11 protein-coding genes are annotated in these 12,866 nt (G+C 39.6%); 3 read left to right on the plus strand and 8 right to left on the minus strand.

The annotated features are described in order from the left end of the window. Nucleotides 1-12: 12 nt before the first annotated feature. Entirely contained in the window at nucleotides 13-2,928 is a 2,916-nt protein-coding gene (locus ACYVJ6_RS12205; RefSeq protein WP_460694344.1) for a DEAD/DEAH box helicase, read from the minus strand. 158 nt (nucleotides 2,929-3,086) lie between these two features. After that, nucleotides 3,087-3,890: a diaminopimelate epimerase gene (dapF, locus tag ACYVJ6_RS12210; protein WP_460694345.1), complete on the minus strand. Its 804-nt coding sequence runs from the start codon at nucleotides 3,888-3,890 to the stop codon at nucleotides 3,087-3,089. A 187-nt stretch (nucleotides 3,891-4,077) separates the two neighbouring features. On the opposite strand from dapF, the gene ACYVJ6_RS12215 reads away from it, so the two are divergent. Both ACYVJ6_RS12215 and ACYVJ6_RS12220 read left to right on the plus strand, forming a co-directional pair. Then, nucleotides 4,078-5,634, plus strand: coding sequence for a Do family serine endopeptidase (locus tag ACYVJ6_RS12215; protein WP_460694346.1), 1,557 nt, complete (start codon nucleotides 4,078-4,080; stop codon nucleotides 5,632-5,634). Between the two features lie 97 nt (nucleotides 5,635-5,731). Then, the gene (locus tag ACYVJ6_RS12220; protein WP_460694347.1) at nucleotides 5,732-6,919 is read left to right on the plus strand and encodes a class I SAM-dependent rRNA methyltransferase; all 1,188 of its coding nucleotides are present in this window, start codon (nucleotides 5,732-5,734) and stop codon (nucleotides 6,917-6,919) included. 76 nt (nucleotides 6,920-6,995) lie between these two features. Here ACYVJ6_RS12220 and ACYVJ6_RS12225 read toward each other — a convergent pair whose 3' ends face one another. From ACYVJ6_RS12225 to ACYVJ6_RS12235, 3 genes are read right to left on the minus strand one after another with little or no spacing between them, the layout of a single operon-like run. Next, a complete protein-coding gene (locus tag ACYVJ6_RS12225) occupies nucleotides 6,996-8,207 on the minus strand; it encodes a hypothetical protein (protein ID WP_460694348.1) in 1,212 nt (403 codons plus the stop codon). Beyond that, entirely contained in the window at nucleotides 8,188-8,742 is a 555-nt protein-coding gene (locus ACYVJ6_RS12230) for a hypothetical protein (protein WP_460694349.1), read from the minus strand. Before ACYVJ6_RS12230 ends, ACYVJ6_RS12225 begins: the two co-directional genes overlap by 20 nt. Next, nucleotides 8,739-9,293 (minus strand): RNA polymerase sigma factor, encoded by a 555-nt coding sequence (locus ACYVJ6_RS12235; RefSeq protein WP_460694350.1) that lies wholly within the window; start codon nucleotides 9,291-9,293, stop codon nucleotides 8,739-8,741. The genes ACYVJ6_RS12230 and ACYVJ6_RS12235 overlap by 4 nt, the downstream gene beginning before the upstream one ends. Nucleotides 9,294-9,414: 121 nt before the next feature. Between ACYVJ6_RS12235 and ACYVJ6_RS12240 the strand changes: the two genes are divergently transcribed. Further along, nucleotides 9,415-10,722 carry a cryptochrome/photolyase family protein gene (locus ACYVJ6_RS12240; RefSeq protein ID WP_460694351.1) on the plus strand — a complete coding sequence of 436 codons (1,308 nt, stop codon included), beginning with the start codon at nucleotides 9,415-9,417 and terminating at the stop codon, nucleotides 10,720-10,722. 1 nt (nucleotide 10,723) lies between these two features. Here ACYVJ6_RS12240 and ACYVJ6_RS12245 read toward each other — a convergent pair whose 3' ends face one another. The 3 genes from ACYVJ6_RS12245 to ACYVJ6_RS12255 form a co-directional block, all read right to left on the minus strand. Further along, the gene (locus tag ACYVJ6_RS12245) at nucleotides 10,724-11,650 is read right to left on the minus strand and encodes an FKBP-type peptidyl-prolyl cis-trans isomerase (protein ID WP_460694352.1); all 927 of its coding nucleotides are present in this window, start codon (nucleotides 11,648-11,650) and stop codon (nucleotides 10,724-10,726) included. Nucleotides 11,651-11,715: 65 nt separating this feature from the next. Beyond that, on the minus strand, nucleotides 11,716-12,234 hold the full coding sequence (locus tag ACYVJ6_RS12250) for an FKBP-type peptidyl-prolyl cis-trans isomerase (RefSeq protein WP_460694353.1): 519 nt from the start codon (nucleotides 12,232-12,234) through the stop codon (nucleotides 11,716-11,718). A gap of 102 nt (nucleotides 12,235-12,336) precedes the next feature. Next, the gene (locus ACYVJ6_RS12255) at nucleotides 12,337-12,786 is read right to left on the minus strand and encodes a MarR family winged helix-turn-helix transcriptional regulator (RefSeq protein WP_460694631.1); all 450 of its coding nucleotides are present in this window, start codon (nucleotides 12,784-12,786) and stop codon (nucleotides 12,337-12,339) included. Between the last annotated feature and the right edge of the window lie 80 nt (nucleotides 12,787-12,866).

Here is a 12,866-nt window from a genome sequence, read left to right on the forward strand (position 1 = left end):
TGGGTGGGGCCACTACCCCAATATCTCCTTAATATCATCTGCCGATAGCGATTTGATAAAGCTCTCTTCAGTAGTAATCAATGAGCGGGCCACGCTTAGTTTGCGTTGCTGCAGGGCCAGTATTTTTTCTTCAACGGTATCTTTGGTGATGAATTTATAGATGAATACATTTTTGGTTTGGCCGATGCGGTGCGTACGGTCAATTGCCTGCTGCTCCACCGCCGGGTTCCACCATGGGTCGAGGATGAATACATAATCTGCTTCGGTAAGGTTCAACCCTACGCCACCTGCTTTTAACGATATCAGGAACACCCTTTTACTTTTATCCTCTTGAAATTGTGCAACCACATCACCCCGGTTTTGGGTGCTGCCATCCAGGTAAACATAAGGTATACCCTGTTGATCAAAATGATTGCGGTAAATGCTTAGCTGTTTTACAAATTGGGAGAATATCAGCACCTTGTGCCCGCCATCTAAAACGGTGTTTAGCGTATGCGTCACATTCTCAAACTTACCCGAATCGCCCTCATATTCCTGGTCTATCATATAAGGGTGGTTGGCTATTTGGCGCAGTTTAGTTAAGCCTTGTAAAACCTGTATTTGTGTTTTGGCAAATGTACCGTCCTCCAGGCTTTTTAATAACTCGTTACGGTATTCTGATTTTACTTCTTCATATACAGCCGCCTGCTCTTCGCTCATCTTACAATAAAACAAGTTTTCGGTTTTTGGCGGTAATTCGGTGGCTACCTGCTCTTTGGTACGGCGCAGCACAAACGGTTTTATCAAAGCCTGTAGTTTGCGTGCTTTATCCTCATCCTTTTTCTTTTCAATAGGCGTTACAAACTCGTTTTGAAAATACTGCTGGCTACCTAATAAACCCGGATTAATGAACGACATCTGTGTCCACAGGTCATTAACGGAATTCTCTACCGGCGTTCCGCTTAATATCAATTTATAGCGAGATTTGAGTTGCTTAACTGAATGGTAGGATTTAGATGAAGGGTTTTTAATGTTCTGGCTCTCATCTAAAATCACATACTCAAAAAAGTACTTCTCCAGCAGGTCAATATCAATACGGCTGATGCCGTAGGTGGTTATTACCACATCATACTTGGCAAATGTCTCCACCGATTTATGGCGGAACGTGCCCGTATGCACCATTAGTTTTAGCTTTGGCGTAAACTTTTTGGCCTCGTTGAGCCAGTTATATATCAGCGAGGTTGGCATAATAACCAACGAGGTGCTTTTACCGCTCCGTAAGGAGTCCTTCGGACCTGCGGCTTCAGTATCCTCCTTGTGTTTTTGTAGCAGCGCCAATGTTTGTATGGTTTTACCCAAACCCATATCATCAGCCAGGCAACCGCCAAAATGGTACTCCTTTAAAAAATGGAACCAATTATAACCCGCCTGTTGGTAATGCCTTAAACTGCCAGCAAAGTTTTGTGGCATGGGTATTTCTTCCAGTTGCTCAAAGTCGGTTAGTTTTTGCAGTTTGCGGGTCATGGTAACTGCGGCCAGTTCACCATCGGCCAGGTCATTTACCAAACCTATATGGTGACGACGTAATTTAAGCCCATCGCCTGCCTCGCTAAAATGAAGCAGGTTGCCATATTGCGAGAACCATTTTTCGGGTATCACCGCTATCTCGCCGGATGGCAGTGTAAACTCCTTTTTATGGTTAAGGATATGGTTTTTTAACTGAATAAACGGGATACTATACGGCCCGAAATAAACTACCGCATGAATATCAAACCAATCGTTATCTTCTTTTACTTCCAGGTCTATTTTACTGGTGCCAAATACGTAGCGTTTTTGTCCCTCGGGTTGTTCAATCTCGAAGCCCTCGGATATTAATTGGTCATGATGCTGATTTAACCATTCAAATACCGAGAAAGATTGATCGGCATCATCATCTTTATGATCTACCTCCAAATTTTGGAAAAGCGATGAGGTGATCTTCAATCCCAGGCTTTCTAATAACTGCAATTTGTTCTTCTCCCAGGTTACGGAGCGTTTAATGCGGTGAAAGGTATAATCATCTCCTTTACGCTCCATACGCACCGAGATAGGTTTACCATCCCCGTAAGGGAAAATATAGCCTGCATACTTAAAGTAGAGTTGTAATTGCGAGGTGCCGCCATCCACATAAATAGGTTTTAATACCGGGATGGCTTCATGCTTTTCGGTATCAATGGTAAAGCCCTCGGCATATACATTATGCTTTTCTATAAGTGGTGCTACAAACTTTTCAAAGTAGGGTTGCTCTGATGCCCGCGGAACGGCGATAAATCGTTTATTTAAAAATGGCAATAGCTTTTTGCCTTCTATCTCTTTATCAAAATAATATAGGGTATCATCCAACAACATCCAGGCAGGGTGGTTGCAAATGATCTCGGCGTTTTTAAACATAAACTCGATGCGCATCCCCTGGTACTTGATGGTTGGGAAGTAACGTATCTCCTCCTCATTTCGCCTAAAGTGGAACAGTACCGACGCAGCTTCTTCAGCTATATGCAATTTACGCTCGGCGGGGTAACCCTCCTTACTCATCAGGTACACCTTTTTGTTGCTTAATAAGTTCAAAGCTTCTGCCATGCGCTTTTCCAATTTGGGGCGGATGGTTTCAAAAAGAGTTTCGTTAAATATTTTAGAAAAAAACTCAGACGGGCGGATGGGCTTTTTATAATAACGTTTGATCACGTTACCCTGCTCTATCTCTTCCAGTATTTTGATCAGTTTCAGGTCCGTTTCGTCAAGGCAATGGCCAAACTCGCTGGCCGTATTACTAAATAAGCGTTGGTGTGTTAATGAAAATTCGCCGTTTGGGTTAAGCTGTACAATATGTGGTTCAATAACGTACGACAGGTACTCGTGCCGGGCAATGGCATATATAATTTGGCAAGGTTTAGTACTGTCTACGCGTAACATGTTCTCTTAGGTAAAAAATTTAAGAGAAGCTACATCAACAAAAAATTCAAACGTAGTTAGAATTTACAGGAAGAAAAAATGTTTTAAGGGAAAGTTATTAACAGATCGCTGGTCATTAGGTCATTGAGTCATCAGGTCATTGAACAAATGCCAATGACTTAATGACTTAATGACTCAATGATTTCAATATCCCCCTCAAAAACCTGCACTGCCGGGCCCTCTAAAAAGATATCACTAAATAACTTTCCATCATAGTTAAAATGGATATTCAGATCGCCGCCTAAAACTTTTATAGGGGTAGCAATATGGCCGGTTTGGTTATGGTGCTGTGCCATGGCTAAGGCTACGGCTGTAACGCCTGTACCGCAGGCGTAAGTTTCATCTTCAACGCCGCGCTCAAAGGTGCGTACAAAGTAGCCGTTATCAGTAGGCTCCACAAAGTTTACGTTGATGCCGTTGGCACGGTAAGTAGCATTATTGCGGATGGTATGGCCCTCCTGGTAAACATTTTTATGCTGCAGGTCGTCCACCAATTTTACATAATGTGGTGAGCCGGTATTTAAAACATAAGCCTCGGCATCTTTCTTAATGGTATCTACATCAATCATTTGCAGGCTCACCCAATCGCCGCTATCTGAAATTTTGGCATAATGCGGACCATCAACTGCCAGAAAATTTGTCTCATTTTTTATAACACCCAAAAATTTGGCAAAGGCTACAATGCAGCGCCCGCCATTGCCGCACATGCTGCTGGGCTGGCCATCGGCATTATAATACACCATTTCAAAATCATAGCCTTCGTGGTTTTGCAGAAACATCATACCGTCGCCCCCAATGCCAAAACGACGGTTGCATAAATAAGCAATCAACTTTGTATTTTGATGATTTACAGCATTTTGTCTGTTATCCACCAAAATAAAATCGTTCCCCGCGCCCTGGTATTTATAAAAATGTAATTTCACCGTATAATAAATTAATTATTAGCAACTTAGCATTAAAGTACTGCCGGCAACAATTTTTGAAGGCAGTGGAGCATAAATTTAACATTTTTTAACATTCAAATTAATACCTTATTCTTGTTTATGACGTCTATATGGTATTAAATTTGAATTGTTAAAATTAACGTTATAAAATTAAAAGGACAGATATATGAAAAAGATTGGTTTAACATTATTAACAGCTTTTGTTGGTGGTGCTATGGCGTTAGGTACCTACAAGGTATTTGAAAGCAAGTATGCCGACAATATGAGCTTTGAGGATAAGCAAAAAGTTTATTTTGCAAACAACCCCATGGCATCAAATATTACTTCGTCGGCAGGCGAAGTTGATTTTACACAAGCTGCAGCGGCAGTAACACCTGCGGTAGTTTATATCCGCACAACTTACACTAATACACAAAGCGATGAAGAGCAGGATCAAATGTCTCAATTGTTTGGCGATTTCTTTGGTCAGCGTATACCACGCAGCAATACACCTCAACGGGCTTCAGGTTCGGGTGTAATTATATCTGCAGATGGTTATATAGTAACCAATAACCACGTAGTAAGTAAAGCAGATAAAATTGAAGTTACGATGAATGACCACCGTACTTTTAATGCAAAAGTTATAGGTACCGACCCTAATACTGATCTGGCTTTAATTAAAGTAAAAGCTACTAACTTACCTATTGTAAAATTAGGCAACTCTGACGATGCCAGAGTAGGCGAATGGGTATTAGCCGTGGGTAATCCATTTAATTTAGCCTCTACCGTAACAGCAGGTATTGTGAGCGCCAAAGGCCGTGGTATTGGTATTATTGGCACTGATAATGATGAACAGCAAATGAGCCCGTTTGGCGGCATGAGAAGGCAACAATCATCTTCTGCACCTAAAGGCGCGCCTATCGAATCATTTATTCAAACTGATGCTGCCATTAACCCTGGCAACAGCGGTGGCGCTTTGGTTAATACCAAAGGCGAACTGATTGGTATTAACTCGGCTATTGCTTCACATACCGGATCATATGAAGGTTATGGTTTTGCGGTACCTATTAACCTGGCTAAAAAAGTATTAAATGATATTAAAGAGTTTGGTACCGTAAAACGTGGCTTTATAGGTGTTAGCTTCAGAGAATTGAACGGCGATGCTGCTAAAGACCTGAATATTGATAGAAACGTAGGTTTATATATTGCAGATGTATACGCAGGTACAGGTGCCGAGCAGGCAGGTTTGAAGAAAGGTGATATCATTACTAAAGTTGAAGGTAATACCGTATATGAGTCATCAGACCTGCAAGAGCGTGTGGGCCGTTTACAACCAGGCGATAAAATACATTTAACCGTATTACGCGATGGTGCCGAGAAAAACTTTAGCGTAACACTAAAAGCTGATAGTGGCGTGCCTACTAACCGTACAGCCGCAGTGTCAAGATCAGCTGCTGAATTATATAATAAATTAGGTGCAAGTTTTGCACCATTAACCCAGACACAAAAATCCAGGTTACGTGTAAGAGGTGGTGTTGTAGTATCACAAGTACGTCCGGGTGGTATATTTGATGAACTTTATATTGAAAGAGGAACAATCATCACCAGCATTAACAGGCAACCCATTAATAGCACAGCTGATATTGATAAGGCTATAACCAACTTAAAAAATGGCAAATCCTTAACAATTAGTGGCTATGACCCTGATGGAGAGAAATTTAACAGTACCTATAATTTAGAATAATTTATAGTATATAGTTAACAAAGCCCGGCCGAAAGCCGGGCTTTTTGTTTGTGATCATTTTTAATTACCCATTATGGTAATTTGATACCTTTGCGCCATGATTGATGTTATATTAAAAAAGGGAAAAGAAAAAGCAGTTTTGCATCGCCACCCCTGGGTGTTTTCGGGTGCTATTGACCCTATTAAAGGCAAAGCAGCCAATGGTGATATTGTGCGCCTGTTAAACGCCAAAGGCGATTTTATGGCTTACGGCTTTTTTAATGATCAATCAAGAGTTGCTTTACGTTTATTGGAGTGGGACGAAGCGGTTACTATTGATGATGATTGGTTCCGTAATAAAGTGAGGGTGGCAGTGGGTAGTCGCAACGATATTTTAAGCAGCGGCCAAACCAATACCTGCCGTTTAATTTTTAGCGAAGCTGATTACCTGCCGGGATTGATAGTGGATAAATATGCCGATCATTTAGCGGTACAGGTGCTTACATCAGGCATTCAAAATGTAATAGCTGTTATTATTGACGAGTTAAAACAATTACTTAACCCAATAAGTATTTTTGATAAAAGCGATGCCGCGTCGCGCCAGCATGAGGGATTAGAGACCTCAAATATTTCATTAACAGGACAGGCCCCACCTGATGCTGTTGAGGTATTGGAGAATGGCATTATATATAATGTAAACATCGCCGAGGGCCAAAAATCAGGCTTCTACTGCGATCAGCGCGATAACCGCCGCATTGTTGCATCTTATAGCAAAGGCAAAAAAGTGTTGGATTGCTTTAGCTACACCGGTGGTTTTACACTAAACAGTTTGCACAATGGCGCATCTTCTGTTACCAGTGTTGATAGCTCGGCATTGGCTATTGAAACTTTAAAAGAGAATATTTTATTGAATAAACTGGATGCTAACAAGCACAAGGCCATTCAATCAGACGTAAATAAACAGTTAAGGGTATTTAAGGAAGATGGAGAAAAATTTGATGTCATCATATTAGACCCACCTAAATACGCACCATCACGATCTGCGTTAGACAGGGCATCACGTGCTTATAAGGACCTTAATCGTTTAGCCATGCTGTTATTAAATGACGGCGGTTTATTAGCTACCTATTCCTGCTCGGGTGCCATGGATATGGAAACTTTTAAACAGGTTTTGGCCTGGGCCGCGTTAGATGCCGGTAAGCAAGTGCAATTTATTTATCAGTTTTGCCAGCCCGAAGACCATCCGGTACGTTCATCTTTCCCGGAAGGCGAGTATTTGAAGGGGTTGTTGTGCAGGGTTTATTAGAGATAAGAATCAGGAGTTAAGAGTCAAGACCTCACTTCTATTCTTGACTCCTGGTTCTTGATTCCTGCTTCACTAACTATTCAAATTTAACGCTTGAATAACTCGAATTAATATTGATCACTCTTGCAATATTACCTTTGCCTACGTGTCCTTTAAAGGTTTTGGTAGGATTAAAGCCTTTTTTTTCTTCATTTTCGGTTTTTAATATATTAACCAGGTGGTTTCCATAATTAAAACTTCCGTAATGTACGGTCACATCAAAATCGGCATCTTCATTACTTAGGCCAAGTTTTATATTTGAGTACTTCGCGTCAACCATTAAGTTTCGCATATTTTCGTCCAGATTGCTTATTTGGATACCCGATCCATACTTTACATTAATAATGCCCGAAGTAGAAATAGTGCCAATTTTTGCAGAACTATATTTTACATCGGCATTTAATTTATCAACAGATCCCAGTACCAGGCTACCATACGATATATCCAGATCGGTTGCCTTCAAACTACCTATACGCGCATCGCCATAACTTACTTTTATCTGGTTGGCGGGGTTGGATAAAGACTTGGCCTGCAAATTCCCATAAGCACAATTAATTACCAGTTTACCGTTTAGCTCGGGCAACTCAACATTGCCATATTTGTTAGTGATGTTTAAAGCGTTTTGTGCAGGCATATATATCACATAATTGATCTCAATTTTGCGGGATGAGTTTTTGCTGCCAAATAAACCAGGCTGACTTTCTTTATCAATATTGGTTTTAAAAAATACGGTTTGGCCCTGCCTGCTGTCGTTTATTGATATCCTGTCTATAAACTTCCGGGTATCATCGGCTTTATTTGCAGTAACCTGTATTTGTACATCTACTTTAAACTCATTTTTACTCCAGGTGTTTACGGTAACTTTACCATAACGGTTATCAATATCTAATCGGGTACCCGCGTCTATCGCGTAACTTTTACTGTAGGTTTTAACTTGTTTATCAGCATCATTATCATCCTGCAACGGCATGTTTTGCTTACTTGCCGATGAACTTAGGTAACATGCTGAATTATCAGGCGCAACCGGATCAATACCCAGCATATCAATATCCTTACTGCTTAAATGCAAATGTTTATTTTTAGCATCAAGCAATAAATAATTACCACATTCAGACTTTACCAATTTAACGTCGGTCGGGTCCAGTATAGCAGAGGCCACATATTTTGTATCGATGCTTTTTGCAAGACTAATGCCTGGCGCAATAAATAACAATATTGCCAGGCTAAGATTATATATTTTTGCTCTCATTTTGCTTCTTAATTTGATTGTATTGCTCAATTACATTTAATTGCTGATTAAGTACTTCGGTTTGTATCTCTAAATTCCTGATCATGGCACGTAATACTAATTCAGGATTAGGGCTGGTTACTAAATCGCTCCTTAACTTTTTGTAAACCGAATCCATTTTAGCAGTTTCGGCAGCAAATTCTTTATATAACTCGGGGTCTGATTTTGATATAGTTTTTAATTCGGTGCGTTTATCGGCAATTAATGCTACATAACGCGTTTGCTGTTGGGCGTAAACAGGGTTAATACTGGCATAATTAACTTCCTTTTTACTATTACCGCGCAAATATATAGCAAAGCTAACGCCCATTATCACAATTACCGTTGCAGCAACACGCAGCACAAAGCCTAATGAAAATGATCTTTCATTTTTTTTTTGATGCTCAAACTGTAGGGGTAATTCCCTTTCAATCCGGCTCCATAAATCGGGTGATGGCACTATGTCATTAAATTCTTCCCGGTTTGCTTTTACAAACTCTTCTAATCGCATATTCATTTATTATTATTATTTAAAAGCGCTTGCAACTTTCGTTTAGCGCGTAAAAATTGTGTTCGTGATGTATTCTCAGCAATGTTTAGTATCTGGCCTATTTCTTCATGATCATACCCTTCTAACAAGTATAATGATAATACCACCCGGTAACCTTCGGGTAATTTATTCATAGCTTGTTTTACTACAGCTACCTGGTATTGTATGTCATCGTCATTATCTACTACCTCGTCGGCTATGCCATCCAATTCATTTTCGCCTAATTCTATCCACTCAACTTTTCTTTTCCTTAATAAATTAACAGACCGGTGTACCACAATTTGCTTTAGCCAAAGGCCAAACGTAGTCTCTTGTCTAAAATCTTTTATTTTATTAAAAGCATCCAAAAACGACTCCTGTAATACATCTTCCGCATCGGCGATATTGCCCACGATGCGAAAGGCAACGTTTAACATCGCTTTAGAATACAATCGATACAATTCATAGCAGGCTTTTTTGCTGCCTTGCTTACATTCAACAACCAGGTTGTAATGCTTGTCGATAAATACGGCGTCCAAATTTTTCAGCTTTCAAGTTATATGACGCAGAAAGTTAGTAAACGTTGCACCAAAACACATTTATTTACGTATGTTATTTTCAATTACTAAATACTTTGACCTTTTTTGGATATTAGAATAAATGAAAGAGCCCATAAATATTTTCTGGTTTAGGCGCGATTTGCGATTGGATGACAATGCAGGGCTATATCATGCTTTAAAAAGCAACTATCCTGTATTATGTATATTTATTTTTGACCGTGCAATTTTAGATGAGTTGGAAGATAAGCACGATGCCCGTGTTACTTTCATTTATCAAACTATTGAAGCATTGAGGAGCGAGTTGCAGCAAAACGGAAGCAGTGTGTTGGTGGTATATGATGAGGCCGTTAATGGCTGGAAAGGCATAATTAAAAATTATAACATAAAAACGGTTTATACTAACCATGATTATGAGCCTTATGCCAAACTGCGCGATAACAAAATAGGCGGATTGTTAAACCGGCACAACATCAGCTTTAAAACTTATAAGGACCAGGTAATATTTGAAAAAGATGAAGTAACCAAAGATGATGGCAAATGCTATACAGTTTTTACCCCATATAAACGTAAGTGGCTTGAAAAGCTTGATCCCTTTTATTTAAAGTCCTACCCAACCAAAAAATATTTAAAAAACTTATATCAAATCCAGCAGTTGCCAATCCCTACTTTAAAGGAGATGGGTTTTGAAAAGAGCAATTTGGACATACCACCTAAAAGCTATAAAAGTGTAATTGATGACTATGCCGATAAACGCAATTATCCGGCTAAAAAAGGCACATCACATATTGGCATACATTTACGCTTTGGCACGGTTAGCATAAGGCAATTGGCTACTGACGCCAATAATGCCCAAGACAAAACATGGCTGAGCGAGCTTATTTGGCGCGAATTTTATATGATGATATTATATCATTTCCCCGCAACTATGAACCATGCTTTTAAACCCGAGTATGACCGAATACAATGGATAAATGATGAACAGCAATTTAAAGCCTGGTGCGAGGGCAATACCGGTTATCCATTAGTTGATGCAGGCATGCGCGAGTTAAATGCAACCGGCTTTATGCACAACCGGGTGCGTATGTTAACCGCAAGTTTTCTTTCAAAACACTTATTGATAGACTGGCGCTGGGGCGAACATTATTTTGCGCAAAAATTGTTGGATTATGAGATGGCCAGCAATGTAGGTGGCTGGCAATGGGCGGCAGGTTCGGGGACGGATGCGGCTCCCTACTTTCGCATTTTTAGTCCTGACGCCCAACTTAAAAAGTTTGATCCCGAATTTAAATACATCAAAAAATGGGTCCCGGAATATGCCGACTTCAGCAAATATCCAAAACCCATTGTTGATCATGCATTAGCGCGTGAACGATGCCTGAAAGTATTTAAAACCGCGTTGAGTAAATAGTTTATGGGGTTGTACTAACTATCACCATATCAAAACGTATACAGCTATTCGGAACTATAGTGCCTTTATCGGCTGTGGCGTATCCAAGCCGCGAAGGCATAATAAATGAAACGTTTGAACCCGTAGTGCAATAATTTTTTGCGCCTTGCTGCACACCTGCAATCATATCCGGAATTTCAAATGAAACACCTGTAGCATTATCAGCAGTTGTATACGAGTCAAACACAGTTCCGTTCAATAACGATCCTACATAGTTAATGTTTACAATAGTATTATCTGTTATGGGGGTGGTTCCTGTACCTGCTTTATTTATTTTATAATATAAACCCGACGGCACTTTTTGGTAACCCGTAAGATTATTAGCGGTTATATATTTAGCTATTACATCATCGTCATAAGTGTTTTGATCATTAATGGCATGTATATAATAATCTAAACATTGGTTACCCGCTATTCTATTATTAACCGTACTGCTACTGCCTGATCCGGCTCCTTTTACTCCATAAGCCAGGCGCGAAGGAATTAACAGGCGCATACTACCGCCCTTTTTTAAAACATTTTTCACCATTAACTGCAATCCTAAAGGCAATCCTGTTTTTGTTATGTGCCCTACATAACTACTGTAATGGTTTAAAATGGTATCAACAGAATTGTACAATCCGTCAAATGATCTTATGGTATAAACTAATGATATACTATCTGTGTACTCATAGCCTACACCATTGCCGGGCAAAATAGTTTTATAATAAATGCCTGTGGTATCGCCGCCCGAAAGATCGCGCTGCATACCGGTTAGTCCATTTGTACTTATATAGTTTTCAATTTGTTGCTGATCATATTGTTTAATGTCTATATCAACCTGCGTTTTACGGCAAGACATTAAGCCAATTGTAGAAAGTAATAAAAGAGAAAAAATTGTTTGTTTCATTTTTAATTGTTTGTTTGTGCTATGGCACCATCTTATTAAGGCTTTCGGCCTTAGTATTTCTTTTTTTAATTTATTATATCGAATAACTCTATATCAAAATCTAACACTGCACTTCCGGGCAACCCATCGGTTAAACCGTAAGATTTGCCAACTTCAGGTTGCGGATAAGGGCCGTAAGCATAACGTGATGGTATTAATAAACGTACTATACCACCTTTTTTTATTTGAGGTATACCTAATCGCCAACCCTTTATCACCGTACTTAATACAAATGATGGATGAATATTATCCGTACTTATAAATACCTGCCCCGTTGTTAACAGTCGGCCTTTATACCCAACTGTTACCTGCGTTGAATTTGTAAACAGGGCCGTTCCGCTGCCTGGCTGTATTACAATATAATACACCCCGGTAGTATCAATACGCTGTGCATTTAAACCAGGGTTTGCTGCCAAATAATCGCTTATTATTTTATCATCAATAATAGCCTGGGCCCTTTCAGCTTCTACACCGGTAGTCGTATCCTTTTTACAAGCGGATATTATACAACAACAAAATAACAATATGTATAGTGCCCTGCTCATTTGTTTCCAAAAGGCAAATTTATTCTTTTATATGTCAAAAACAGCAGGTTAACATATTTTAACATTTAATAAGCTATATACTAATGAGAAATAACCCAACAATTAATTATTGGGTTTAAAATTAACCGTTAACTGGTTTATCTTTTTAAGCAGGTTGATCAGATATTCCTTGTCCGCTTCTTTAATATGATCGTTCAGATAGTTGTTAAACTCCTTCACCACGGCCCGGGCCATTTGCCGCTTTTCTTTACCCAGGGGTGTTAAATAAATTTTTACCGATCTTTTATCACCCTGGTTCAGTTCCCGGTATATTAAGCCTGTTTTTTCTAATTGGCTAAGCATACGCGACAGGCTGGTTGATTTTAAGCCAAGCAATGCTGCCGCCTGCGAAACTGTTGTACCCTCCTGCTCATCAATGTTGATGAGCAGATAGCCTATGGATTGGGTTATGCCAAACTCGGTAACCAATTGATTATAACGGTTAGCGATAGTTTGCCATACAATTTTTAAAAAATAATCTATAGTTTCCTGGTGTTTTACATGGCCGCGCATAGCATCAAACGTAATAAACACTTATTGATTACACAAATATGATTTATCTCATACTTTTGATAGCATAAACAAACGTGTTG

Source organism: Mucilaginibacter puniceus (genome assembly GCF_054783175.1).

Coding starts and splice junctions, on each gene's coding strand:
- ACYVJ6_RS12205 (WP_460694344.1), bottom strand. CDS start 2,928: ATGTTACGCGTAGACAGTACTAAACCTTGCCAAATTATATATGCCATT.
- ACYVJ6_RS12215 (WP_460694346.1), top strand. CDS start 4,078: ATGAAAAAGATTGGTTTAACATTATTAACAGCTTTTGTTGGTGGTGCT.
- ACYVJ6_RS12220 (WP_460694347.1), top strand. CDS start 5,732: ATGATTGATGTTATATTAAAAAAGGGAAAAGAAAAAGCAGTTTTGCAT.
- ACYVJ6_RS12225 (WP_460694348.1), bottom strand. CDS start 8,207: ATGAGAGCAAAAATATATAATCTTAGCCTGGCAATATTGTTATTTATT.
- ACYVJ6_RS12230 (WP_460694349.1), bottom strand. CDS start 8,742: ATGAATATGCGATTAGAAGAGTTTGTAAAAGCAAACCGGGAAGAATTT.
- ACYVJ6_RS12240 (WP_460694351.1), top strand. CDS start 9,415: ATGAAAGAGCCCATAAATATTTTCTGGTTTAGGCGCGATTTGCGATTG.
- ACYVJ6_RS12245 (WP_460694352.1), bottom strand. CDS start 11,650: ATGAAACAAACAATTTTTTCTCTTTTATTACTTTCTACAATTGGCTTA.
- ACYVJ6_RS12250 (WP_460694353.1), bottom strand. CDS start 12,234: ATGAGCAGGGCACTATACATATTGTTATTTTGTTGTTGTATAATATCC.
- ACYVJ6_RS12255 (WP_460694631.1), bottom strand. CDS start 12,786: ATGCGCGGCCATGTAAAACACCAGGAAACTATAGATTATTTTTTAAAA.